This is a genomic window from Streptomyces sp. NPDC048361 (assembly GCF_040651795.1).
Taxonomy (GTDB): Bacteria; Actinomycetota; Actinomycetes; order Streptomycetales; family Streptomycetaceae; genus Streptomyces.
This window is the reverse complement of record NZ_JBEZKW010000014.1, coordinates 60,683-83,040: the sequence shown is the minus strand read 5'-3', so window position 1 is coordinate 83,040 and position 22,358 is coordinate 60,683. Positions and strand designations below refer to the sequence as shown.

The window sequence follows — 22,358 nt, the reverse complement described above, 5'->3', positions numbered from 1 at the left end:
CGTTCCCTGGCCTCGATGGTCTCGTCGCGCCCTGTTCGACGCTGTGTACGGTCGGGAGTCTAGGCCCTGCTAAGGGCGCCCTTGGAAGGCGCGTCTCGCGGGCTGGGCCGCCGGGGTGGGGTTTTCCCCCGTACAAGAGGGTGCGGCACCCCATGGCGCCGCCCATCGCGGCCCGGCACTCTGGGGACCATGACCAGGACCCTCCGCGAACCGCAACGGTACGCAGCACACCCCGCAGGCGGCCCCGTCGGCGACAAGACGGCCGTTCCGCCCGTGGTGCGGTTCGCCTACGACCAGCACACCTGGAAGGAGGTCGTGCATCTCCTCGCCGACCTGCCTATGGCGATCTTCGGTTTCGTCTACGTCGTCGTGATGGTCGTGCTGGGGCTCGGTCTTTCGGTCACCGTGATCGGTCTTCCGCTGCTCGCGGCGGGGCTGCTCGGCGCACGTCAGCTGGGCAAGGCGGAACGGGCGAGGGCGAGGGGCCTGCTCGGGGTGCGGGTCGAGGAGCCGACGCCGATCCCGGCGGGCCCGAGCCGGCACGGCGGGTTCTTTCCCTGGCTGTGGACGAGCCTGCGCGACCCGGTGGCGTGGCGCAACGTGCTGTACGAGTTCGTGCGGCTGCCCTGGGGCATCCTCACCTTCACCGTGACGCTGGTCTCACTGATCGTGGCGTGGCCGGTGCTCGGCTTCATCACCCGCGGGCTCGCCAACGTCGACCGGATGATGGTGCGGGCCCTGCTCTCCCCCTCCGACAGCCTGGAGCGGCGGATCGCGGAGCTGGAGTCCGACCGGGGTGTCGTCGTCGACACGGCCGCGGCCGACCTGCGCCGCATCGAGCGGGATCTGCACGACGGCGCCCAGGCCCGCCTTGTGGCGCTCGCCATGGGTCTCGGGCTCGCGAAGGAGAAGCTGCTCGAAGACCCGGACGCGGCGGCCCTGATGGTCGGCGAGGCGCACGGCGAGGTGAAGCTGGCGCTCCAGGAGCTGCGCGATCTGGCCCGCGGTATTCACCCCGCGGTCCTCACCGACCGCGGTCTGGACGCGGCCCTCTCCTCCATCGCCTCCCGCTGCACGGTCCCGGTCAAGGTCACGGTCGACCTGCCGGCCAGGCCCGCCCCGGCCATCGAGGGCATCGCCTACTTCACGGTCTCCGAACTGCTCCAGAACGTCAGCAAGCACAGCGGGGCGCGGGCCGCCTCCGTCGAGGTGTGGCGCAGTGCCGAGCGGCTGCTCATCCAGGTCGAGGACGACGGGGTGGGCGGTGCGCGGCTCGACGGCGGCAGCGGGATGGCGGGGCTCTCGGAGCGGCTCGGGGCGGTGGACGGACTGCTCGTCCTCGACTCGCCGGCCGGCGGCCCGACCGTGGTCACGGCCGAACTGCCGTGGCGCGACCGGGGCCCGAAGGACTGACCCGGGTGCGTTGGCGAGGGGCGGAGCCGGAGCACCGGCCCCGCCCTTCTGCGCGTGGGGCTGCCCTTCAGCGCGTGGGCCCGGCCTTCAGCGCGTGGGCCCGGCCATTGGGGCGCGTGGGCCCGGCCTTCAGCGCGTGGGCCCGGCCTTTGGGGCGCGTGGGCCCGGCCTTCAGCGCGTGGGCCCGGCCTTTGGGGGCGCGCGGGCTCGCCATTTCGGGGCGCGGGTTCGGCCGGGGTAGGGAAAACCCCCGGCCGAAGAGGGTGACCGGCTCCATGGCCGCAGGCGGCGCGGGGCGAGAAGCTGGTGGTCAAGAGGGGCCGCGGTCACCACGGCGGCCGCATCACGGATGAGGGACGGGGACAGGACCGATGACCATGGAGACGGAGTACGGGTACGGCGGGGCACACTCCCGGGAGCCGCGTCGCCACTTCCTCCCGCCGGTGCTGCGCGCCCCGTTCGAGGGGCGGACGTTCCGCGAGTTCGGTTACCTCCTGCTCAGCCTGCCGATCAGCATCGTGCTGTTCTGCTGGGCCGTCACCATGGTGTCGATGAGCGCCGGGCTCCTGATCACCTTCGTCGGCATCCCCCTGATGGCGGTGAGCCTGCTGGGCTGCCGCGCGCTCGGGGTGGTGGAGCGGGCCCGGGCGCGGGCGCTGCTCGGGGTGGAGATCGCCGAGCCGCGGTCGGTGCGGGCGCGCGGCGGCGTCATGGCGTGGGTCGGCGGGGTCCTCAAGAGCGGGGTCTCCTGGCGCCACCTGCTCTACTCGGTCGTGCACTTCCCGTGGGCGCTGTTCGCCTTCGTCACGTCGGTCACGACGTGGACGGTCGGCTGGACGCTGCTGTCGTACCCGCTGTGGCAGTGGGTGTTCCCGACGTACACCAACCAGAACGGCATCCAGATCTACGGCGGCGAACCGCACAACGTGTACCTGGACACCCCCGCCACGGTCGCCCTGACCGCGCTGGTCGGCTTGGTGATCACGCTCATCGTGCCGTGGCTGATCCGGGCCCTGGCGGCGATGGACAAGGTCCTCGTGGTCGGTCTGCTGGGCCCGTCCCGCCTGGAGGAGCGGGTGAGCGAGCTGGAATCGGACCGCGGTGTCGTGGTGGACGCCACGGCCGCCGACCTGCGACGCATCGAGCGGGATCTGCACGACGGCGCCCAGGCCCGCCTTGTGGCGCTCGCCATGGATCTGGGTCTGGCAAAGGAGAAGCTGACGGAGGACCCGCAGGCGGCGGCCGTCATGGTCGACGAAGCGCACGGCGAGGTGAAGGTCGCCCTCCAGGAGCTGCGCGACCTGGCCCGCGGTATTCACCCCGCGGTCCTCACCGACCGCGGTCTGGACGCGGCCCTCTCCTCCGTCGCCTCCCGCTGCACGGTCCCCGTGCAGGTCGAGGTGGACCTGCCGGCCCGGCCGGTCCCGGCGATCGAGGGCATCGCCTACTACACCGTCTCCGAGCTGCTCCAGAACATCAGCAAGCACAGCGGCGCGAGCCGGGCCACCGTCGACGTGTGGCGCGCCGGTGACCGGCTGATGCTCCAGGTCGGTGACAACGGGCGCGGCGGCGCCGACGCCTCGGCGGGTTCGGGCCTCGCGGGGCTCGCCGAGCGGCTCGACGCGGTGGACGGCATCCTGGCCGTCGACTCGCCGCGCGGCGGCCCGACCACGATCACCGCGGAGCTGCCCTGGCGGGCCTAGGGTCCCTCGTCCGGATCGAGCCCGGCCCGATCCGGACGCAAGGCTCCGGCACCACCCCTCCCTCTGACGGCGACCTCCGGCCCCAAACACGGGGCCGGGGGTTTTTGCCTGGCGGGGGCGGATTCTTGGCCGGATGCTGGGATGCTGGGTGGGCACAACGCCATGGCTCGCACAGAGCCGCGGGGCGGGCCCCGAGGGAGCCCGCCCGGACGAGGCAACGGAGCACGGGGGGCTGCAAAGTCGTGGAGGACAGGGTGCGGGTGGTCATCGCCGAGGATTCGGTGCTGCTCAGGGAGGGCCTGACCCGGCTGCTGACCGACCGGGGGCATGACGTCGTCGCGGGAGTGGGCGACGGGGACGCGCTGGTCAAAACAGTGGGCGAGCTGGCGGACGCGGGCACACCGCCCGACGTGGTGGTGGCGGACGTACGGATGCCGCCGACCCACACCGACGAAGGCGTACGCGCCGCGGTGCTGCTGCGCGCGCGGTACCCGGGGATCGGGGTGCTGGTGCTCAGCCAGTACGTGGAGGAGCAGTACGCGACCGAGCTGCTCGCCGGGTCGAGCCGGGGCGTCGGCTATCTCCTGAAGGACCGCGTCGCCGACGTGCGGGAGTTCGTCGAGGCCGTGGTGCGGGTCGCCCGGGGCGGCACCGCACTCGACCCCGAGGTGGTGGCGCAGCTCCTGGGGCGCAGCCGCAAGCAGGACGTGCTGGCCCATCTGACGCCGCGTGAGCGGGAGGTGCTCGGCCTGATGGCGGAGGGCCGCACCAACTCCGCGATCGCCAAACAGCTGGTCGTCAGCGACGGCGCCGTCGAGAAGCACGTCAGCAACATCTTCCTGAAGCTGGGGCTCTCGCCGAGCGTCGGGGACCACCGGCGGGTCCTGGCGGTCCTGACGTACATCAACTCATGACGGCCCGCCGCCCTGTCGGGGATCGAGCGGGACCCTGCCGCCGGGGGCGAAAGTCGGTCACCGGGCCGGATCGGGTCACCCTTCGCGGGGGCCCCCGGCGCGGCGCGGCCCGGCAGGCTCCTTGAGCAACCCAGGGGGGTTCCCGGGCGTCCGAGCAGAGGGGTCCGGGGGCGAGCAGAGCGTGGCAGTTCAGGGCAGTGAGGCGTCTCAAAAGAGCGTCCAAGATGTGAGCGGTCCAGGGAAGGCCACCCTTACCGACGTAGGGTGGGCCTTGGCGCTACCGGTCGGCCGGAAGCGCCCGAGCAGCCGCCCGAGGGAGGTCCAGTTCAGTGACCAGCCAGGTCAGTAGCCCAGCCGAGCAGGCCGACGGAGCCGAAGAGCCCCTCGTCGGGGAGCAGCGCAGGCCAGCCGGTGACAAGGAAGTCCGGCGTCTCGACCGCGTCATCATCCGCTTCGCGGGTGACTCGGGCGACGGCATGCAGCTCACCGGCGACCGGTTCACTTCGGAGACGGCGTCGTTCGGCAACGACTTGTCGACGCTGCCCAACTTCCCGGCCGAGATCCGGGCACCTGCCGGAACGCTGCCGGGCGTCTCCAGCTTCCAGCTCCACTTCGCCGACCACGACATCCTCACGCCGGGCGACGCGCCGAACGTGCTGGTGGCGATGAACCCGGCGGCGCTGAAGGCGAACCTGGCGGATGTGCCGCGCGGCGCCGACATCATCGTGAACACGGACGAGTTCGCCAAGCGCGCGATGGCCAAGGTCGGCTACGACACCTCGCCCCTTGAGGACGGCTCGCTCGCGGCGTACAACGTGCACCCGGTGCCGTTGACGACGCTGACGGTCGAGGCGCTCAAGGAGTTCGGGCTCTCCCGCAAGGAGGCCGAGCGCTCGAAGAACATGTTCGCCCTCGGTCTGCTGTCGTGGATGTACCACCGGCCCACGGAGGGCACGGAGAAGTTCCTGCGGGCCAAGTTCGCGAAGAAGCCGGCGATCGCCGAGGCCAACGTGGCCGCGTTCCGCGCCGGCTGGAACTTCGGCGAGACCACCGAGGACTTCGCGGTCTCCTACGAGGTCGCGCCCGCCACCACCGCCTTCCCGGCCGGCACCTACCGCAACATCTCGGGCAACCTGGCCCTCTCGTACGGTCTGATCGCGGCGGGGCAGCAGGCGGACCTGCCGCTCTACCTGGGCTCGTACCCGATCACGCCGGCCTCCGACATCCTGCACGAGCTCTCCCGCCACAAGAACTTCGGTGTGCGCACCTTCCAGGCGGAGGACGAGATCGCCGGCATCGGCGCCGCCCTGGGTGCCGCGTTCGGCGGTTCGCTCGCCGTCACCACCACCTCGGGCCCGGGTGTGGCCCTGAAGTCCGAGGCGATCGGCCTGGCCGTCTCGCTCGAACTGCCGCTGCTCGTCGTCGACATCCAGCGCGGCGGCCCCTCCACGGGCCTGCCGACCAAGACCGAGCAGGCCGACCTGTTGCAGGCCATGTACGGCCGCAACGGCGAGGCTCCTGTGCCGATCGTGGCGCCGAAGACGCCCGCCGACTGTTTCGACGCGGCGATGGACGCGGCGCGCATCGCGCTGACCTACCGCACCCCGGTCTTCCTGCTCTCGGACGGTTACCTGGCCAACGGCTCCGAGCCGTGGCGGATCCCGGAGACCGATGAACTCCCGGACCTGCGCGTGCAGTTCGCGGCCGGCCCGAACCACACCCTGGCCGACGGCACCGAGGTGTTCTGGCCCTACAAGCGCGACCCGCAGACGCTGGCCCGCCCCTGGGCGGTCCCGGGCACGCCGGGGCTCGAACACCGCATCGGCGGCATCGAGAAGCAGGACGGCACGGGCAACATCTCCTACGACCCGGCCAACCACGACTTCATGGTCCGGGTCCGCCAGGCCAAGATCGACGGCATTGAGGTGCCCGCCCTGACGGTCGACGACCCGGACGGCGCCCGCACCCTCGTGCTCGGCTGGGGCTCCACCTACGGCCCGATCACCGCCGCCGTGCGCCGGCTGCGCGCCCAGGGCGAGCCCATCGCCCAGGCCCATCTGCGGCACATCAACCCGTTCCCGAAGAACCTCGGCGAGATCCTGGCCCGCTACGACAAGGTCGTCGTGCCGGAGATGAACCTCGGTCAGCTCGCCACCCTGATCCGCGCCAAGTACCTGGTTGACGCGCAGCCCTACAACCAGGTCAACGGCATGCCGTTCAAGGCGGAGCAGCTCGCCACCGTGCTCAAGGAGGCCATCCATGCCTGACGCTCACCGCAACGAGCTCCTGCACCTGGTCCCCCGGGCCGAGGGCAAGCAGTCCATGAAGGACTTCAAGTCCGACCAGGAAGTGCGCTGGTGCCCCGGCTGCGGCGACTACGCGGTCCTGGCCGCCGTGCAGGGCTTCATGCCCGAGCTCGGCCTGGCCAAGGAGAACATCGTCTTCGTCTCCGGCATCGGCTGCTCGTCCCGCTTCCCGTACTACATGAACACGTACGGCATGCACTCCATCCACGGCCGCGCCCCGGCGATCGCGACCGGCCTCGCCTCCTCGCGGCGGGACCTGAGCGTGTGGGTGGTCACCGGTGACGGCGACGCGCTCTCCATCGGCGGCAACCACCTCATCCACGCGCTGCGCCGCAACGTCAACCTGAAGATCCTGCTCTTCAACAACCGGATCTACGGTCTGACCAAGGGCCAGTACTCCCCGACCTCCGAGGTCGGCAAGATCACCAAGTCGACGCCGATGGGGTCGCTGGACTCCCCGTTCAACCCGGTGTCGCTGGCGATCGGCGCGGAGGCGTCGTTCGTCGCGCGCACCGTCGACTCCGACCGCAAGCACCTCACCGAGGTGCTGCGCCAGGCCGCCGAGCACCCGGGCACCGCACTGGTGGAGATCTACCAGAACTGCAACATCTTCAACGACGGCGCCTTCGAGGTCCTCAAGGACAAGGACCAGGCGGAGGAGGCCGTGATCCGCCTGGAGCACGGTCAGCCGATCCGCTTCGGCGCCGACGCCGCCAAGGGCGTGGTCCGCGACCCGGCCACCGGAGACCTCAAGGTCGTCCCGGTCACGCCGGAGAACGAGGCCGACATCCTGGTCCACGACGCGCACAACGCGTCGCCGACCACGGCGTTCGCGCTGTCCCGCCTCGCCGACCCGGACACCCTGCACCACACGCCGATCGGTGTCTTCCGCTCCGTGGAGCGGCCGGTCTACGACACCCTCATGGCCGACCAGCTCGACACGGCCATCGAGCAGAACGGCAAGGGCGACCTGGGCGCGCTGCTCGCGGGCAAGGACACCTGGACCGTCGTCGGCTGATCCAGTGGCATGAGCGCCGGGTGCCCGGCCGGGGAGTCCGCACGGACCCCGGGCCGGGCATCCGTGCGTCTGCGTCTACTCGGATGCGCGCGGTGACACGGCTGCGCGGATCTCCAGCGGCGCCGTCTCCCGGGCCGCGTCATAGTCGGCCCTCGCCCGCTGCACGTCCTTCATCCGCACCCCGGTCCAGCGCGCCAGCGCCCGCACCTGCTCGGCGGCCTCACGGCCGAGCGGGGTGAGCGAGTAGTCGACGCGGGGCGGGATGACCGGCTTGGCGTCCCGGTGTACGAAGCCGTCGCGCTCCAGCGTCTGCAAGGTCTGGGCAAGCATCTTCTCGCTGACCTTGGTGGGCGCGCTCACCGTGCTGATCTCGCGGCGCAGTTCGCTGAAGCGGTAGGAGCGCTCCAGGAGCGCGTCGAGGACCAGGACGCCCCACCGGCTGGTCACATGCTCCAGGACGAGCCGGTGCGGACACATCTCCTCGCGCCGGTCCCTGTCACCGCTCGTCCGCTTACTAACTCCCACAGCAGTACCTTACTTCAAGGTGGGTACTTACTAGAAGTTAGCACTAACCGTACGGTGGAGAGAAAGCGGTAACCCCTCAAGGAGATCACCATGAGCATCGTCATCACCGGAGCCACCGGAGCCCTGGGCACCCTCGTCGTCGAGGAGCTGCTCGCCCGGGTGCCGGCGAGCGAAATCGTCGCCGTCGTACGCGACAAGGCGAAGGCGGCCGGGCTCGCCGAGCGGGGTGTGGAGCTGCGGGTGGCCGACTACAGCGAGCCCGCCACCCTGGCCGACGCCTTCCGGTCCGGCGACCGGGTCCTGCTGATCTCGGGCAGCGAGGTCGGCCGGCGGGTGCCGCAGCACACCGCGGCGATCGAGGCGGCGAAGACCGCGGGCGTGGCGCAGCTCGCCTACACAGGGATCCTGGGCGGCCCGGAGGCGGACTTCGCGCTGGCCGACGAGCACAAGGCGACCGAGCGGCTGATCCTCGCATCGGGCCTGCCCTACACCTTCCTGCGCAACGGCTGGTACACCGAGAACTACACGGCCAACCTCGCCCCGGTCCTCGCCCATGGAGCGGTCGTCTCCAACGCGGGTGAGGGCCGAGTCGCCTCGGCGGCCCGCGCGGACTACGCGGCCGCGGCGGCGACGGTGCTGACCGGGGACGGCCACCTGGGCCGGGCCTACGAGCTGAGTGGCGACGTGGCCTGGTCCTTCGCCGAGTACGCGGCCGAGGCCGCCGCCGCGTCGGGCAAGGAGGTCGTCCACACCTCGGTCACCCCCGAGGCCCACGTCGCCGTACTCACCGGCGCGGGCGTGCCGACCGCCGTCGCGGAGCTCCTGGCAGACGTCGACCTCGCCATAGAGCGCGGCCGGCTGTCCGCGACCCCGGGCGACCTCGCCCGCCTGATCGGCCGTCCCACCACCCCGATGGCCACGTCGGTCCGCACGGCACTCGCGTCGTAGGCGCTCCTGCCGCCTCCTCCGGCCATCCCGGCCCGGACACGTCAGAGCGGTATCGCGGTACGCACATGACGCGGCACCGGCCATCCCGGGCGGGTCAGGACCGTATCGCGGTACGGACATGACACCGCTCCCTGTTCGGCGCTACCTTCAGCGGGTCGAGCGCGCGCACAGGGAGGGCCCATGGCCGAGGAACCAGCGGGACAACAGCGGGCCGGTCTGCTGTACGGGATCGGCGCGTACGGGATGTGGGGCCTGGTCCCCCTGTTCTGGCCGCTCCTGAAGCCGGCCGACGCGCTGGAGATCCTGGCCCACCGCATGGTGTGGTCGCTCGCCCTCGTGGCCGTCGTCCTGATCGCGCTGCGCCGCTGGGCGTGGATCGGCGAGCTGGTGCGCACACCGCGCAAGCTGGCGCTGATAGCCGTCGCCGCCGTCGTGATCACCGTCAACTGGGGCGTCTACATCTGGTCGGTCAACTCCGGCCATGTGGTGGAGGCGTCGCTCGGCTACTTCATCAATCCGCTCGTCACCATCGCGATGGGGGTGCTGATCCTCAAGGAGCGGCTGCGGCGGGCCCAGTGGGCGGCGGTCGGGATCGGTGTGGCGGCCGTCGTGGTCCTGACGGTGGGCTATGGGCAGCCGCCGTGGATCTCGCTCACGCTGGCGTTCTCCTTCGCGACGTACGGCCTGGTGAAGAAGCAGGTGAATCTCGGCGGGCTGGAATCGCTGGCCGCCGAGACCGCCGTGCAGTTCCTGCCCGCCCTCGGCTTTCTGCTGTGGCTGAGCGGCCAGGGCCGCTCCACCTTCGCGGGCGAGGGCGCCGGTCACGCGGTGCTGCTCGCGGCGACGGGTGTGGTGACCGCGATCCCGCTGATCTGCTTCGGCGGCGCGGCGATCCGGGTGCCGCTCTCGACGCTCGGCCTGCTCCAGTACCTGGCGCCCGTCTTCCAACTCCTGCTCGGCATCGTCTACTTCCACGAGGAGATGCCGCCGGAACGCTGGGCGGGCTTCGCCCTGGTGTGGCTGGCCCTGACCCTTCTGACCTGGGACGCCCTGCACACCGCCCGTCTCTCGCGCAGGGCCCTCGCGGCAGCGGTCGCCAACGCGCCGGGCACGGCGGGGTCGCGCTCCCTGCTCACCCCGTCGACCCTCGCGGCGGAGCCGCCCTCCATCCCGCGGAACCCCCCGGCACCGGCACCCTGACGGCGACGCCGGGCCGGCTTTCGGGCGCGGGCCGTGCGGGGTTGCTCGCGCCCATCGAAGGGTCGGCTTTCGGGTGCGGCCCGTGCGTGGAGGGTGGGAGAACGTGCCCCCACGCCCGGGCGGCCCGGGAAAACCCCGCGACACCCGCACCCCGCCCCACTACGCTCTCCCCATGCCCACGTACTCGTACTACTTCTTCCGCTGACACCCCCGCGCCGCAGCGAACCCCGCTGCCCGACGCCCGGAGCCCGCAAGAAGAAGCCCGTATCGAGTACCCCAGGGGACCCCCCATGCGCTCACGCGCCCATCACCCGTCCCAGCTGACCCTCAGCAACGTCAGCAAGAGCTACGGCGACCGCACCGTCCTCGACGACGTGTCGTTCACGGTCCGCCCCGGCGAGAAGGCCGCCGTCATCGGCGAGAACGGGTCCGGCAAGTCGACCGTGCTGCGCCTGCTCGCCCGCGCCGAGCAGCCCGACAGCGGCGAGGTCACCGCCGTCTTCCCGGGCGGCACCGGCCACCTCACCCAGACCCTCGCCCTCGCCCCCGACCGCACCGTCCAGGACGCCGTGGACCTCGCCCTTGCCGAGCTCCGCACCCTCGAAGCGGACATCCGCGCGGCGGAAGCCCACCTCGCGGACGCGACCGAAGCTCAACTCATCGCGTACGGCAACCTGTTGAGCGCGTACGAGGAACGCGACGGCTACCGCGCCGACACCCGCACCGAGGCCGCGATGCACGCGCTCGGCCTCGCCCACGTGACCCGCGACCGCACACTCGGCTCGCTCTCCGGCGGCGAGCAGTCCCGCCTGGCGCTGGCCTGCGTACTGGCGGCCGCCCCCGAGCTGCTGCTGCTCGACGAGCCGACCAACCACCTCGACCGCGCGGCCGTCGACTGGCTGGCCGGGCAACTGCGCGCCCACCGCGGCACGTTGGTCGTGGTCACGCACGACCGCGTTTTCCTCGAACGCGTCTCCACGACGATCCTGGAGGTGGACCGGGACCTGCGGACCGTCGTCCGGTACGGCGACGGCTGGGCCGGGTACCGCACCGCGCGGGCCGCGGCTCGCCGCGCCCGCGAGCTGGCGCACCAGGAGTGGGCCGAGGAACTGGCCCGCACCCGCGGCCTGGTCGAGGCCGCGGGCCGGCGGCTCGCAGCCAGCGGCAAGGACCCCGGCCAGGGCTTCGGCAAGCACCGCCGTTCCTCGGAGGCGAAGCTGTCCGGGCAGGTCAGGGCGGCCAGGACGCGCCTGGAGCAGCTGGAGCGCGCGCCGGTGGCGGCCCCACCGCAGCCGCTGCGTTTCCAGGCCCGCCTCGCCACGGCGGCGCCCGTCCCCGAGGGCCCGCTCGTCGAGCTGACGGGCGTGAAGGTGGGCGCCCGGCTCGATGTGCCGGGCCTGGCCGTCAAGCCGGGTCAGCGCCTGCTGGTCTCCGGCCCCAACGGAGCCGGCAAGACCACCTTGCTCCGGGTCCTGGCCGGCGACCTCACCCCCGACACGGGTACGGTCCACCGAACGAGCCGTCACATCGCCTATTTGGCACAGGAGTTGGGACACACGCCAACCGGCGCTTCCCCAACCCTCAACCCGCCCCCTCCCCAAATCCGCCACCCAGACCGCACCCCCGCGCTCACCGCCTACGCCGCGGGACGCCCCGGCCTCCCCGAGGAGTACGCCGAGGAGCTGCTCGCCCTCGGCCTGTTCCGGGAGGAGGACCTGACGGTGCCGGTCGCGCAACTCTCCGTCGGCCAGCGGCGGCGGCTCGAACTGGCCCGCCTGGTGGCCCGCCCCGCCGACCTCCTCGTACTGGACGAGCCGACCAACCACGTATCCCTCGCGCTGATCGAGGAGTTGGAAGAGGCCCTGGCCCACTACGCGGGGGCGATCGTCGTGGTCTCGCACGACGACCGCTTCCAGTCATCGTTCGCCGGCGACCGCCTGGAGCTCCGCGCGGGAGCCCCGGTGAGCTGACCCCACTCGAAGACACCCGAGACCCGCCACCCGAAACCCGCCACCCGAGACCTGCAACGAGACCCGAGACCCGGCACCCGGCACCCGAGACGCATGCGTGTGCATATACTGCATGCGCATGCTTCTCCCGGGCCCCGACCGGCCCGGGCCACGGATGGAGGGGACCATGACTCGCGACTTCCTTTTCCTATTGGGCAGCACCCGAGGTGGCGGCAATACCGAGGCGCTCGCCCGGCAGGCAGCCGAGCAGCTGGCGACCGGTGACACCGCCCGCTGGCTGAACCTCGCCGACCTCGAACTCCCGCCGTTCCGCGACCCACGCCACACCGAGGGCCGCGTACCGCCGCCCGCGCCCACCGGTGACGCGGCGGCGCTCCTGGACGCCACACTGGCCGCGACCGATTTGGTGATCGCCTCGCCGCTGTACTGGTACAGCGTCTCGACCCCGGTCAAGCACTACCTCGACCACTGGGTGAACTGGCTCAGCCGCCCCGAGCTCGACTTCAAGCAGCGCATGGCGGGGCGCACCCTGTGGGGAGTGACCACGCTCGCCGGGGACGACCACTCCGCGGCCGACCCCCTGGTGGGCGCGCTGCGGCGCTCGGCCGCGTACATGAACATGTGCTGGGGCGGCGTACTCCTCGGCACCGGCACCGAACCCGGCGACATCGAGGGCGACTTGGGCGCCGCCGCCCGCGCCAAGACGTTCTTCAGCTCGACGCCGGGGCCCGCAACGCCCGCATGACATGGGCCACCATCGCCTCCACCCGCTCCTCCGTAGGGAGCGGGCGGCGCAGCGCATGGCGGTAGTAGAGCGGGCCGTAGAGCAATTCGACGGCCATCGGCAGATCCGCGTCCGGGGGCAGCTGGCCCTGCTCCTGGGCGCGGCGCATCCGTGCGTAGACCAGCGCGACGCGGGGGATGACGAACTGCTCGTTGACCGTCCTGGCCAGCCGCTCGTCGTGCAGCACCTCGGAGAGGATCCCGGTGTACGCGGGGCCCGCGACCGGCGCGCTGAACAGGTGCACCAGGCTGGCTATATGGGTGCAGAGATCGACGTCGATGTCGCCGGTGTCGGGGAACGGCGTGTCACTGACCACGAGTTCGGTCACCGCGTCCAGCAGGACCGCGCCCTTCGTCGGCCACCACCGGTAGATCGTCTTCTTGCTCACCCCTGCGCGCCCAGCGATGGCCTCGATGGTGACCTTGCCGTAGCCGTTCTCCGTGCACAGGTCGAGCGCGGCCGCCAGCGTCGCGCGACGCGACCTCTCACTGCGCCGCCGTGAGTTCGGGGCGGACTCGGACGGGGTGATCATGCCCTCACTCTACGAGCAGCCCGGGAACCGGATTGACACGAGAACGCGCGGATCGAACAATGACACGGGAAACGGAACGTGTCGTGTCGAGCCGTCACGGGGGTGGGCTCGACGCGACCGTGCCGCTTCCCGCCTTCGCCGCCCTCACGCCGTGATGTCCTTCGTGGTGAAGCGTGCCCACGCCGCAGAACCGAAAACCGCGATGTACAGCGCCTGGAGTTCGAAGTTCTTCACCAGCTGGTCCCAGTAGACGGGCTCGCGCAGTACATCCGCGAAGGACAGCCAGTAGTGCGGGAACAGATACGGCCCTATCGCGTGCAACTGGGGTATCTGACCCAGGATCTGAACCGTGATCAACAGCCCGACGGTCGTGGCCATCGCCGCGATCCCGCTGTTGGTCAGCGTCGAGACGAACAGGCCTAGCGCGGCCATCCCGGAGAGCGAGACCGCGACCACCCCGGCGACCGCCGCCGCCCGCAGCAGCCCGTCCGCGAAGGAGATCTGCGTCCCGGAGATCGTCGTGACGTCGCCGAGCGGGAAGAGCAGCGCGCCGACCGCGAGCGCGGACGCCGCCACCACCAGCGTCGCCGTCAGACAGAACACGAGCACCGAGGCGTACTTGGCGAGCAGCAGCCGGGTGCGGCCCGCGGGCGCGACGAGCAGATAGCGCAGGGTGCCCGCGCCGGCCTCGCCGGCCACCGCGTCCCCCGCCACCACGCCCACCGCCATCGGCAGGAAGACCGGCAGGGTGGCCGCGAGCGCCGCGAAGACCAGGAAGAGCCCGTTGTTGGTGATCTGCGTGATGAACGCAGGACCGTCGCCACCCCTGCCGCCGCCTCCCGAGCCGTCGCCCGTCTCGATCCGCACCGCGATGCCGATGAGCACGGGTACCGCGGCGAGCACCGCGAGCAGCGCGAGCGTGCGCCGGCGCCGCAGCACGGTGACGATCTCGGAGCGGAAGAGACCGAGCGACCACAGGACGCTGGGCTTTCGCGCGGGCGCCGTGCCCGGCCCCCGGTCCGCCACGCCCATGGCCTCAGCCCGCGACATCGAAGCCCTCCCCGGTCAGTGCGACGAACGCGTCCTCCAGCGAGGCCCGCTCGGCCGTGAACCCGCGCACCCGCACCCCGGCCCGGACGAGCTCGGCGTTGAGATCCGCCAACTCCACGTCGTCGCCCGGTAGTTCAGCCATCACGCGATCCTCGCCGGCCACCATCACATCGGCGATCCCGTGCTCCTTGAGGAGGCGGGCCGCCGCGCCGGTGTCCGGGGTGGTCACCGCGAGCCGCCCCCGCGCGTTCGCCGCGAGCTCGGCCACCTCGCCCTGGACGACGAGCCGGCCCTGGTTCATCACCGCGGCGTGCGAACAGACCTGCTCGATCTCGTCGAGGAGGTGCGAGGAGAGGAAGACGGTCGTCCCGTCGCCCGCCAACTCCCTGATGAGGGAACGGATTTCCCGCATCCCCTGCGGGTCGAGTCCGTTGGTCGGCTCGTCCAGGACGAGCAGCTCCCTGCGCTGGAGCAGCGCGGCCGCCAGGCCGAGGCGCTGCTTCATGCCCAGGGAGTACGCCCGCGCCTTCTTGCCCGCCGCCACCGTGAGACCCACCCGGTCGAGGGCGTCTCCCACCCGGGCGGCGCGGGTGCGCGGGTCGGCGGTGGGGTCGGCCGCGTCGTAGCGCAGCAGGTTGTCGCGGCCCGACAGGAAGGGGTAGAGAGCCGGCCCCTCGATGAGAGCGCCGACCCGCGGCAGTACGGTGCGGGCCGCGCCCGGCATGGGGCTCTCCAGGACCCGCGCGGTGCCGGAGGTCGGCTCGATGAGGCCCATGAGCATGCGGATGGTGGTGGTCTTGCCGGAGCCGTTGGGGCCGAGGAAGCCGAAGACGCTGCCGCGGGGCACGGTGAGGTCGAGGCCGTCCACGGCCGGCTGACCGCCGCGGAACCGCTTGCTCAGGCCCCGCGTCTCGATGGCCGCCGAACTGTTGCCCACCCGCGTCTCGATGGCCGCCGGGTTGTTCCCCACCCGCACCCCTTTCCGAACCGGAGGCCGAGCCCCCGAGCCCCCGAAGGGGCGGCGTCAGGTCGGGGGAGGGAACCGGCCGCCCCCTCCCCCGTCGGTCTACTTGTTGGAGTTGGCCGCCGCGATCAACGCGTCCTTGGTCACCGCACCCACGTACACCTTGCCGTTGTCCGTGATCAGGGCGTTGACCAGGCGGGTCTTGAAGACCGTGCCCGTGCCGAACGAGCCGGACGCCTTCTCGCCGAGCGAGTCGAGGAACTTCTGGGTGTCCTGGCCGCCCTTGCCCTGCTCCGCCTTGGGCATGCCCTTGCCGCCGGTGTCGAACGTGGCGATGGCGGTCCAGCCCTCGCCGATCACCTTGGAGTTCTTGCCGTCGCCCAGGCCGCCGAACCCGCCGGGCAGGCTCTGCTCGGGCTTGAAGGTCTGCTTCTGCTTGCCGTCGTCCTCGGTGACCTTCGCGCCCTTGGGCGGGGTGAAACTGAAGGTGCTCGCGGACGGCTTCGAGAAGTCGACCTTGGTGAAGCCCGCATCGACCACGGCCTTGCCGCCCGCGCTCGACGAGAGCGTGAACTTCAGCGGCACGCCCGTCTTGGCGTCGACGGCTATGCGCACCGACCCGATCGTCGAACCGGACTGCTTCGGCTTGATCACGAGCTGGTACGCGTCGTGCCCGGCCACCTGAACCGTGCCGTCGACCGAGACCGCCGTGGTCGGGTCGACGTTCTTCAGGAACTGGTCGGCGAGCGCCTTCGGCGTCGTCGGAACGCCCGCGTCCGGCGTCTTGCCGCCGTCCGTCTTGCCGTCCTTGCCCTCCGTCTTGCCGCCGTGCGCCTTGGCCTCGTCGGCCGCGGAGTGCTGCGCGTGGTAGGCCTGGTTGGAGCCGCTGTCGTACGCCCAGACGTCGTCGCCGTTGTGGATCAGGCTGTACTCGGCCGCGTCCTCCAGGACCGACACCTTCTGGCGGTCGGGGCCGTCGGCCGCGACGCGCAGGGTGTGGGTGCCGGAGGCGAGTTCGGTGAGCTTGTCCTGGGGTGCGGCCGACGTGGCCGAGCCGCCGCCCTTCGGGGCGAACGAGCCGAGGCTGTCCAGACCGCCGGGCAGGCCCAGGTCGGTGCTGATCTTCACCGTGCCGGAGAGCTGCTGGGTGTCCGACGCGGCCATCTTCTCGATGAGCTGCTGCGCGCTGATCTTCGGCAGACCGGGGTCACCGGCCGCGGCGAGTGCCGGGACCAGTCCGATGGTCGCGGCCGCCACGCCCGCTACCGCGACCGGGACGATGTAGCGCGCCGCCTTCCGGCGCCCCACACCGGGCTCCTGGCCCTCGTCGGTGGCCTGTGCGCTGTCGTTCGGTGCCATGTGTGCCCTACCTCCGTGGTCGGCGGCGTCCGTCCGTCGTGCTCAGTTCCACCCCGCGCCGCCATTCTCACCCGAATTGGTCAGGAGTGGTGATATCCATTCGACCAAAATGCGGGGCCCGACGCGTCAGCCCCCAGGAGCAAGCGTCGTACCTCTCTGGGATGACGGAATGCGGTGCCTCGGGGCCCTCCCCCGTAGGGGTACCCCGTCACCCATCCGTGCAACATGCCCGGAATTCCCCGGTTCGGCATGAGTACCGGGCCGCTCGGATCCGTACCCGGGGGTGAGAGCCAGCGACACTTCGAAGGAGGATCGCCATGCTCAGGACCCAACGCTACGCCGTGGGCGCCGCCGCGGGGACGTTCGTTCTCGCCCTCACCCTCGGCGCCTGCGGCAGCAGCGGCACCAGTTCCACCCCCACCCCCTCGGGGACCGGACCGAGCACGTCCGCCCCGGCCCGGCCGACCGCCGGGAGCCTGTCCACCGCGAAGGTCGACAAGGTCGGCACGGTCGTCGTCGACGGCAAGGGGTTCGTGCTCTACCGCTTCGACAAGGACACCGCGAAGCCCGTGCCCAAGTCGAACTGCTACGGCACCTGCGCCACCCAGTGGCCGCCCGCCCTCGCGACGGGCAGCGTCAACGTGAAGAACATCGACAAGTCCCTGGTCTCCACGGTCACCCGCGCCGACGGCAGCAAGCAGCTGACCCTCGCCGGATGGCCGCTCTACCGGTACGCCAAGGACGATGCCCCGCACGAGGCGTACGGCCAGGGCGTGGGCGGCATCTGGTTCGCGGCCACGCCGACCGGCGCGAAGGCCGCGACCAGCGCCGGTACTGGTACCGACACTCCGGGAGGCGGCTCCGGATACTGATCCACTGATCAGCCGGCGCGGTGCACGACCGCGTCGCAGAGCTCTTCGAGCGCGGACTTCGCGTACCCCGAGGGCAGCGGCGCGAGGGTGGCCCTCGCCTCCTGCGCGTACCGCACGGTGTCCCTGCGCGCCTGCTCAAGGGCCGGGTGGACGCGCAACCGGCGCAGCGCCTCGGCGTGCCGGGCGTCGTCGCTGAGGTCGCCGTCGAGCAGCGCCACGAGCTCCAGGTCCTCGGGGAGGCCGTCCTTGGCGGCGCGCGCCCGCAGGTGCAGGACCGGCAGCGTGGGGATGCCCTCGCGCAGGTCGGTGCCCGGGGTCTTGCCGGACTCGTGGGAGTCGCTCGCGATGTCCAGGACGTCGTCGGCGAGCTGGAAGGCGGTGCCCAGGCGCTCGCCGTACTGCGTGAGGATGTCGACGACCGACTCGTCGGCGCCGGACATCATCGCGCCGAACCGCCCGGAGACGGCGACGAGCGAGCCGGTCTTGCCGGCCAGCACGTCGAGGTAGTGGTCGACCGGATCGCGCCCGTCGCGGGGGCCCGCGGTCTCCAGGATCTGTCCCGTGACGAGCCGTTCGAAAGCCTCGGCCTGAATGCGTACGGCCTCCGGGCCGAGGTCCGCCAGGATGTGCGACGCGCGTGCGAAGAGAAAATCACCCGTGAGGACCGCGACGGAGTTCCCCCAGCGCGTGTTGGCGCTGTCCACGCCGCGCCGCACATCGGCCTCGTCCATCACGTCGTCGTGGTACAGCGTCGCGAGATGGGTGAGCTCGACGACGACGGCCGACGGCACGACGCCCGGCGCGTACGGATCGCCGAACTGGGCGGCCAGCATCACGATCAACGGACGGAACCTCTTGCCACCTGCGCGGACGAGGTGTTGCGCGGCCTCCGTGATGAACGGGACCTCGCTCTTGGTGGCATCGAGCAGCCCCGCCTCGACAGCTGCCAATCCGGTCTGGACATCGGCTTCAAGTGCCTGGTCCCGCACGCTCAGCCCGAACGGCCCGACGACGGTCACGAGGGGTACTCCTGTCTGCTGACGATCACACGGATTGTCGATGTGTCGCTGCCTTCACTCAAGTCAGCGTATCGGGTCGCTGTTCGATCACCATGGGCGCCTTCCCGTCACCGCCCGCGCACAGTCCCCTGCACCCCGGTATGTTCTTGATCAGCTCATACGACCAGGAGGGGTGCTTTTGTCCGAGACCATGGCTGAGACCCCCGAGGAACCGGCCGCGGAGCAGCCGCCGCCCCAGGACGACCACGCCCTTTTCGGTCAGCCCCGCGGCCTGGTCGTCCTCTCCGGCCTGGAGGTGTGGGAGCGGTTCTCGTTCCTCGGCATGCAGGCCATCCTGGTCCTGTACTTCGCCGACTCCGTCGCGAACGACGGCATGGGCATGGCCGCCGGCACCGCGGCCTCCGTCTCGGCCGCGTACGGCACGCTCGTCTATCTGGTCTCGGTGGGCGGCGGCTGGCTCGCCGACCGCATCCTCGGCTCCTACCGCGCGGTCCTGTACGGCGGCATCCTCATCGCGTGCGGCCACTACGCGATGGCCGTGCCCGCACCGGTGATGACGTGGGTGGGGCTCGGTCTGATCAGCGCGGGCACCGGCCTGCTCAAGCCCAATGTCGCCACCATGGTCGGCAAGCTGTACCGCACCGACGACGAGCGGCGCGACGCCGGGTTCGCGCTCTACTACATGGGCATCAACATCGGCGCCTTCCTCGGCCCGCTGATCACCGGCTGGCTCGGCGACCACAAGGGCTGGCACTGGGGCTTCTCGGCGGCCGCGGTCGGCATGACGTTCGGCCTGATCCAGTACGTGCTCGGCCGCCGCCACCTGGCCGGACGCAAGCACACGGCCGAATTCGCCCTGCCGCCCGAGGGCATGCGGCGCGCGGTCCGCCTGATGGTCCTCGGCGCCGTGATCGTGGCCGCGCTCGCGGTACTGCTCGCCCTCGGCGGCTGGCTGACGATGGGCCGCTTCGTCGACCTGCTCACCCTGATCTCGGTGATCGCGCCCATCGTCTACTTCGCGGTGATGTTCGCGAGCCCGCGGGTGAGTGCCGGGGAGCGCGGCCGCCTGCGACCGTACGTGGTGCTCTTCCTGGCCTCCGTGGCCTTCAACTTCATCCTGTTCCAGGCGTACTCGACGATGATGCTGCTCGCCTCCACCAACGCCGAGACGACCATCCTCGGCTTCCACTTCCCGGCCAGCTGGTACGCCTCCGCGCTGGGCGCGTTCGAGGTGGCGCTCGCGCCGGTGGTGGCCGCCGTGTGGGCCCGGATGGGCCCGCGCCAACCTCACGCCTCCAACAAGATCGCCTTCGGGGTGATCCTGGGCGGCCTGTCGTTCCTGCTGATGGTCCTGCCGACCTCGGGACACCCCACCGACACGTACAAAATGGCGGCCTGGTGGATCGTCGGCTCGTACCTGCTGCTCGGACTCGGCGACATCCTGCTGGAAACCTCCGGCATGTCGGCCACCACCAAGCTCGCCCCGCGGGCCTTCGCCAGCCAGACGATGTCGCTCTGGTTCCTCTCCCTCGCCCTCGCCAACGGCATCCAGGCACAGACCGTGAAGGTGTACGGAAAGGTCTCCAACCCGGCGTACTTCGGCGTCAACGGCGCCATCGCGGTGCTCGTCGGCATCGCCGTGATCGTCGCCGCCCCCTGGCTCAAGCGCACCATGCACCCCGTCCACTGAGTCCCGAGCACGCACCCCGTTCCCCCGAGGTCGCCGCCATGCACATCCGCACCGAATTCCCGTACGAGACGCAGCGCGAGGATGTCCGGATCCCGCTGCCCGACGGCACGCTCCTGTACGCGCGGGTCTGGCGCCCGGTCGGCGAGGAGCCCGTTCCCGCGCTGCTCGAATACCTCCCGTACCGCCTCACCGACTGGACGGCGCCGCGCGACTGGCAGCGCCACCCCTGGTACGCGGGGCACGGCTACGCCTCGGTCCGTGTCGATGTGCGCGGCCACGGCTGCTCCGAGGGGCTGCCGGGCGACGAGTACGACGCAACCGAGCTGGCCGACGGGGTCGCGGTGGTCAACTGGCTGGCGGCGCAGGACTGGTGCACCGGCAAGGTCGGCATGTTCGGCATCTCCTGGGGCGGCTTCAACAGCCTCCAGATCGCCGCGCTCGCGCCCGAACCGCTCAAGGCGATCGTGACGGTCTGCTCGGCCGACGACCGCTACGACAACGATGTGCACTACATGGGCGGTTCGGTGCTCGCCGTCGACATGCACGCCTGGGCGGCGACGATGCTCGCCTTCGTCTCGCGTCCGCCGGACCCGGCGTTCGTCGGAGAAAAATGGCGTGAAATGTGGCTGGAACGGCTCGAAGCGGTGAAGCCGTTCATCCACACCTGGCTCGCCCACCAGACGCGGGACGCCTACTGGAAGCACGGCAGCGTCTGCGAGGACTACGGGGCGATCGGCGCGGCGGTCCTCGCGGTGGGCGGCTGGCACGACCCGTACCGCGACACGGTCCTGCGCCTGGTGGAACACCTCCGCGCGGACCGCGTACGGGGCCTCATCGGGCCCTGGTCGCACCAGTACCCCGACCGCGGCCTTCCGCCCGGGCCCGCGATCGGCTTCCTCCAGGAGACCCTGCGCTGGTGGGACCACCACCTCAAGGGTGAGGAGACGGGCGTGATGAAGGAGCCCCTGCTGCGCTCCTGGATCAGCGAGTCGCACCCGCCGGCCACGGTCTACGCGGAGCTCCCGGGCCGCTGGGTGGGCGACCCGGCGTGGCCCTCGCCGCACGTCACGCCCGTGTCGTACGCGCTGGGCGGCGAACCCGTGCGGGTGCGCTCGCCGCAGCACACCGGGCTCGACGCCGGGCGCTTCTTCCCGTTCGGCAACGATGCCGACCTGCCCCCCGACCAGCGCGCCGAGGACGCCCACTCGGCCGCCTTCGACTTCCCGGTACCGGCGGACTCGGGCCCCCTGGAAATCCTGGGCCGCCCGCGCGTGACCCTGCGTCTGCGCATGGACGTACCGTTCGGGCAGGCGATCGCGCGCCTCTGCGACGTGGCCCCGGACGGCTCGTCGACGCTGGTGACGCGGGGCGTCCTGAACCTCTCCGCCCGGCACGGCCGGGACCGCGCCGACGCGTGGCCGCTGGGCGCGACGGAGGACGTGGTGTTCTCCCTCAACGGCATCGGCCACGCCTTCCCTCCGGGCCACCGCATCCGGCTCGCGGTGTCCTCCGCGTACTGGCCGTGGATCTGGCCGCAGGCCGACTCGGTGGGCTTCACCCTCGACCCGGCAGGCTCCTCCCTCCAACTCCCGGTCAGGGAGGGCACGTCCGACGACACGATCGCCTTCGCCGACCCCGAACAGTCCGAACCGCTCGGCGTCTCCTACCCGGCCCCGCTGGACGAGCCCCGCCCGGAACGCCTCGTCGTACGCGACGTGGCGAAGGGCGAGTGGCGGCTGGAGGTCGACCCCCGATATGGCGGGACCCGGGTCTACCCGGACGGCCTCGAATTCACGGAGGACGCGAAGGAGACGTACGTGATCCAGTCGGACGACCCGCTGTCCGCCCGGACGCGCTCGGAGTGGCACATCCGGTTGCACCGGCCGGAGCTGGGGTGGGACGTGAGCGTGGACACGCGCTCGGAGATCACGTGCGACGCGGCGGATTTCGTGACGTCGGACGAGGTGGTGTGCCGGGAGGGCGGTGAGGTGGTGTTCCACCGCACGTGGGAACGCCGCGTACCCCGCGCGGCGGGCTGACCCCCTAGTCAGGGGCGCGGGGAACTGCGCGAGACGCGGGCACGGTCCGCAC

Annotated in this window: 18 protein-coding genes; 12 read left to right on the top strand and 6 right to left on the bottom strand. The window is 71.4% G+C overall.

Going from position 1 to position 22,358, the window contains the following annotated elements:
- Window positions 1-189 precede the first annotated feature (189 nt).
- The 5 genes from AB0D31_RS10735 to AB0D31_RS10715 all read left to right on the top strand — a co-directional run bounded on the left by AB0D31_RS10735 (window position 190) and on the right by AB0D31_RS10715 (window position 7,354).
- Complete coding sequence (locus AB0D31_RS10735; protein ID WP_362719957.1) at window positions 190-1,413, top strand: sensor domain-containing protein; 1,224 nt, start codon at window positions 190-192, stop codon at window positions 1,411-1,413.
- A gap of 377 nt (window positions 1,414-1,790) precedes the next feature.
- Window positions 1,791-3,116: a sensor domain-containing protein gene (locus AB0D31_RS10730; protein WP_362720097.1), complete on the top strand. Its 1,326-nt coding sequence runs from the start codon at window positions 1,791-1,793 to the stop codon at window positions 3,114-3,116.
- 254 nt (window positions 3,117-3,370) lie between these two features.
- Entirely contained in the window at window positions 3,371-4,030 is a 660-nt protein-coding gene (locus AB0D31_RS10725) for a response regulator transcription factor (RefSeq protein WP_323177927.1), read from the top strand.
- 329 nt (window positions 4,031-4,359) lie between these two features.
- Window positions 4,360-6,297 carry a 2-oxoacid:acceptor oxidoreductase subunit alpha gene (locus AB0D31_RS10720; RefSeq protein WP_362719954.1) on the top strand — a complete coding sequence of 646 codons (1,938 nt, stop codon included), beginning with the start codon at window positions 4,360-4,362 and terminating at the stop codon, window positions 6,295-6,297.
- A complete protein-coding gene (locus AB0D31_RS10715) occupies window positions 6,290-7,354 on the top strand; it encodes a 2-oxoacid:ferredoxin oxidoreductase subunit beta (RefSeq protein ID WP_362719951.1) in 1,065 nt (354 codons plus the stop codon). The genes AB0D31_RS10720 and AB0D31_RS10715 overlap by 8 nt, the downstream gene beginning before the upstream one ends.
- Window positions 7,355-7,429: 75 nt before the next feature.
- Here the strand turns inward: AB0D31_RS10715 and AB0D31_RS10710 are convergent, their stop codons facing one another.
- Window positions 7,430-7,831: a helix-turn-helix domain-containing protein gene (locus AB0D31_RS10710; RefSeq protein WP_362720094.1), complete on the bottom strand. Its 402-nt coding sequence runs from the start codon at window positions 7,829-7,831 to the stop codon at window positions 7,430-7,432.
- 138 nt (window positions 7,832-7,969) lie between these two features.
- On the opposite strand from AB0D31_RS10710, the gene AB0D31_RS10705 reads away from it, so the two are divergent.
- The 4 genes from AB0D31_RS10705 (at window position 7,970) to AB0D31_RS10690 (ending at window position 12,742) form a co-directional block, all read left to right on the top strand.
- On the top strand, window positions 7,970-8,827 hold the full coding sequence (locus tag AB0D31_RS10705) for an SDR family oxidoreductase (RefSeq protein ID WP_362719948.1): 858 nt from the start codon (window positions 7,970-7,972) through the stop codon (window positions 8,825-8,827).
- Between the two features lie 180 nt (window positions 8,828-9,007).
- Window positions 9,008-10,027, top strand: coding sequence for an EamA family transporter RarD (rarD, locus tag AB0D31_RS10700; protein ID WP_362719945.1), 1,020 nt, complete (start codon window positions 9,008-9,010; stop codon window positions 10,025-10,027).
- 290 nt (window positions 10,028-10,317) lie between these two features.
- Window positions 10,318-11,997: an ABC-F family ATP-binding cassette domain-containing protein gene (locus tag AB0D31_RS10695; RefSeq protein WP_362719942.1), complete on the top strand. Its 1,680-nt coding sequence runs from the start codon at window positions 10,318-10,320 to the stop codon at window positions 11,995-11,997.
- 166 nt (window positions 11,998-12,163) lie between these two features.
- Window positions 12,164-12,742 (top strand): NAD(P)H-dependent oxidoreductase, encoded by a 579-nt coding sequence (locus tag AB0D31_RS10690; RefSeq protein ID WP_362719939.1) that lies wholly within the window; start codon window positions 12,164-12,166, stop codon window positions 12,740-12,742.
- Here the strand turns inward: AB0D31_RS10690 and AB0D31_RS10685 are convergent.
- The 4 genes from AB0D31_RS10685 to AB0D31_RS10670 all read right to left on the bottom strand — a co-directional run bounded on the left by AB0D31_RS10685 (window position 12,708) and on the right by AB0D31_RS10670 (window position 16,686).
- Entirely contained in the window at window positions 12,708-13,313 is a 606-nt protein-coding gene (locus tag AB0D31_RS10685) for a TetR/AcrR family transcriptional regulator (protein ID WP_362719936.1), read from the bottom strand. The two genes, AB0D31_RS10690 and AB0D31_RS10685, sit on opposite strands and share 35 nt — an antisense overlap.
- Window positions 13,314-13,457: 144 nt before the next feature.
- Entirely contained in the window at window positions 13,458-14,363 is a 906-nt protein-coding gene (locus AB0D31_RS10680; RefSeq protein WP_362719934.1) for an ABC transporter permease, read from the bottom strand.
- Entirely contained in the window at window positions 14,350-15,333 is a 984-nt protein-coding gene (locus AB0D31_RS10675; protein ID WP_362719931.1) for an ABC transporter ATP-binding protein, read from the bottom strand. Before AB0D31_RS10675 ends, AB0D31_RS10680 begins: the two co-directional genes overlap by 14 nt.
- Before the next feature lie 96 nt (window positions 15,334-15,429).
- Window positions 15,430-16,686 (bottom strand): DUF2092 domain-containing protein, encoded by a 1,257-nt coding sequence (locus AB0D31_RS10670; protein ID WP_362719928.1) that lies wholly within the window; start codon window positions 16,684-16,686, stop codon window positions 15,430-15,432.
- Window positions 16,687-17,003: 317 nt separating this feature from the next.
- Between AB0D31_RS10670 and AB0D31_RS10665 the strand changes: the two genes are divergently transcribed.
- Complete coding sequence (locus AB0D31_RS10665; protein ID WP_362719925.1) at window positions 17,004-17,558, top strand: hypothetical protein; 555 nt, start codon at window positions 17,004-17,006, stop codon at window positions 17,556-17,558.
- Between the two features lie 8 nt (window positions 17,559-17,566).
- On the opposite strand, the gene AB0D31_RS10660 is transcribed toward AB0D31_RS10665, so the two are convergent.
- On the bottom strand, window positions 17,567-18,577 hold the full coding sequence (locus tag AB0D31_RS10660; RefSeq protein ID WP_362719922.1) for a polyprenyl synthetase family protein: 1,011 nt from the start codon (window positions 18,575-18,577) through the stop codon (window positions 17,567-17,569).
- A 178-nt stretch (window positions 18,578-18,755) separates the two neighbouring features.
- Here AB0D31_RS10660 and AB0D31_RS10655 point away from each other — a divergent pair, with 178 nt between their 5' ends.
- Together AB0D31_RS10655 and AB0D31_RS10650 are read left to right on the top strand one after the other, a co-directional pair.
- On the top strand, window positions 18,756-20,267 hold the full coding sequence (locus AB0D31_RS10655; protein WP_362719919.1) for a peptide MFS transporter: 1,512 nt from the start codon (window positions 18,756-18,758) through the stop codon (window positions 20,265-20,267).
- A 38-nt stretch (window positions 20,268-20,305) separates the two neighbouring features.
- Complete coding sequence (locus tag AB0D31_RS10650) at window positions 20,306-22,306, top strand: CocE/NonD family hydrolase (protein ID WP_362719916.1); 2,001 nt, start codon at window positions 20,306-20,308, stop codon at window positions 22,304-22,306.
- Window positions 22,307-22,358: the final 52 nt, after the last annotated feature.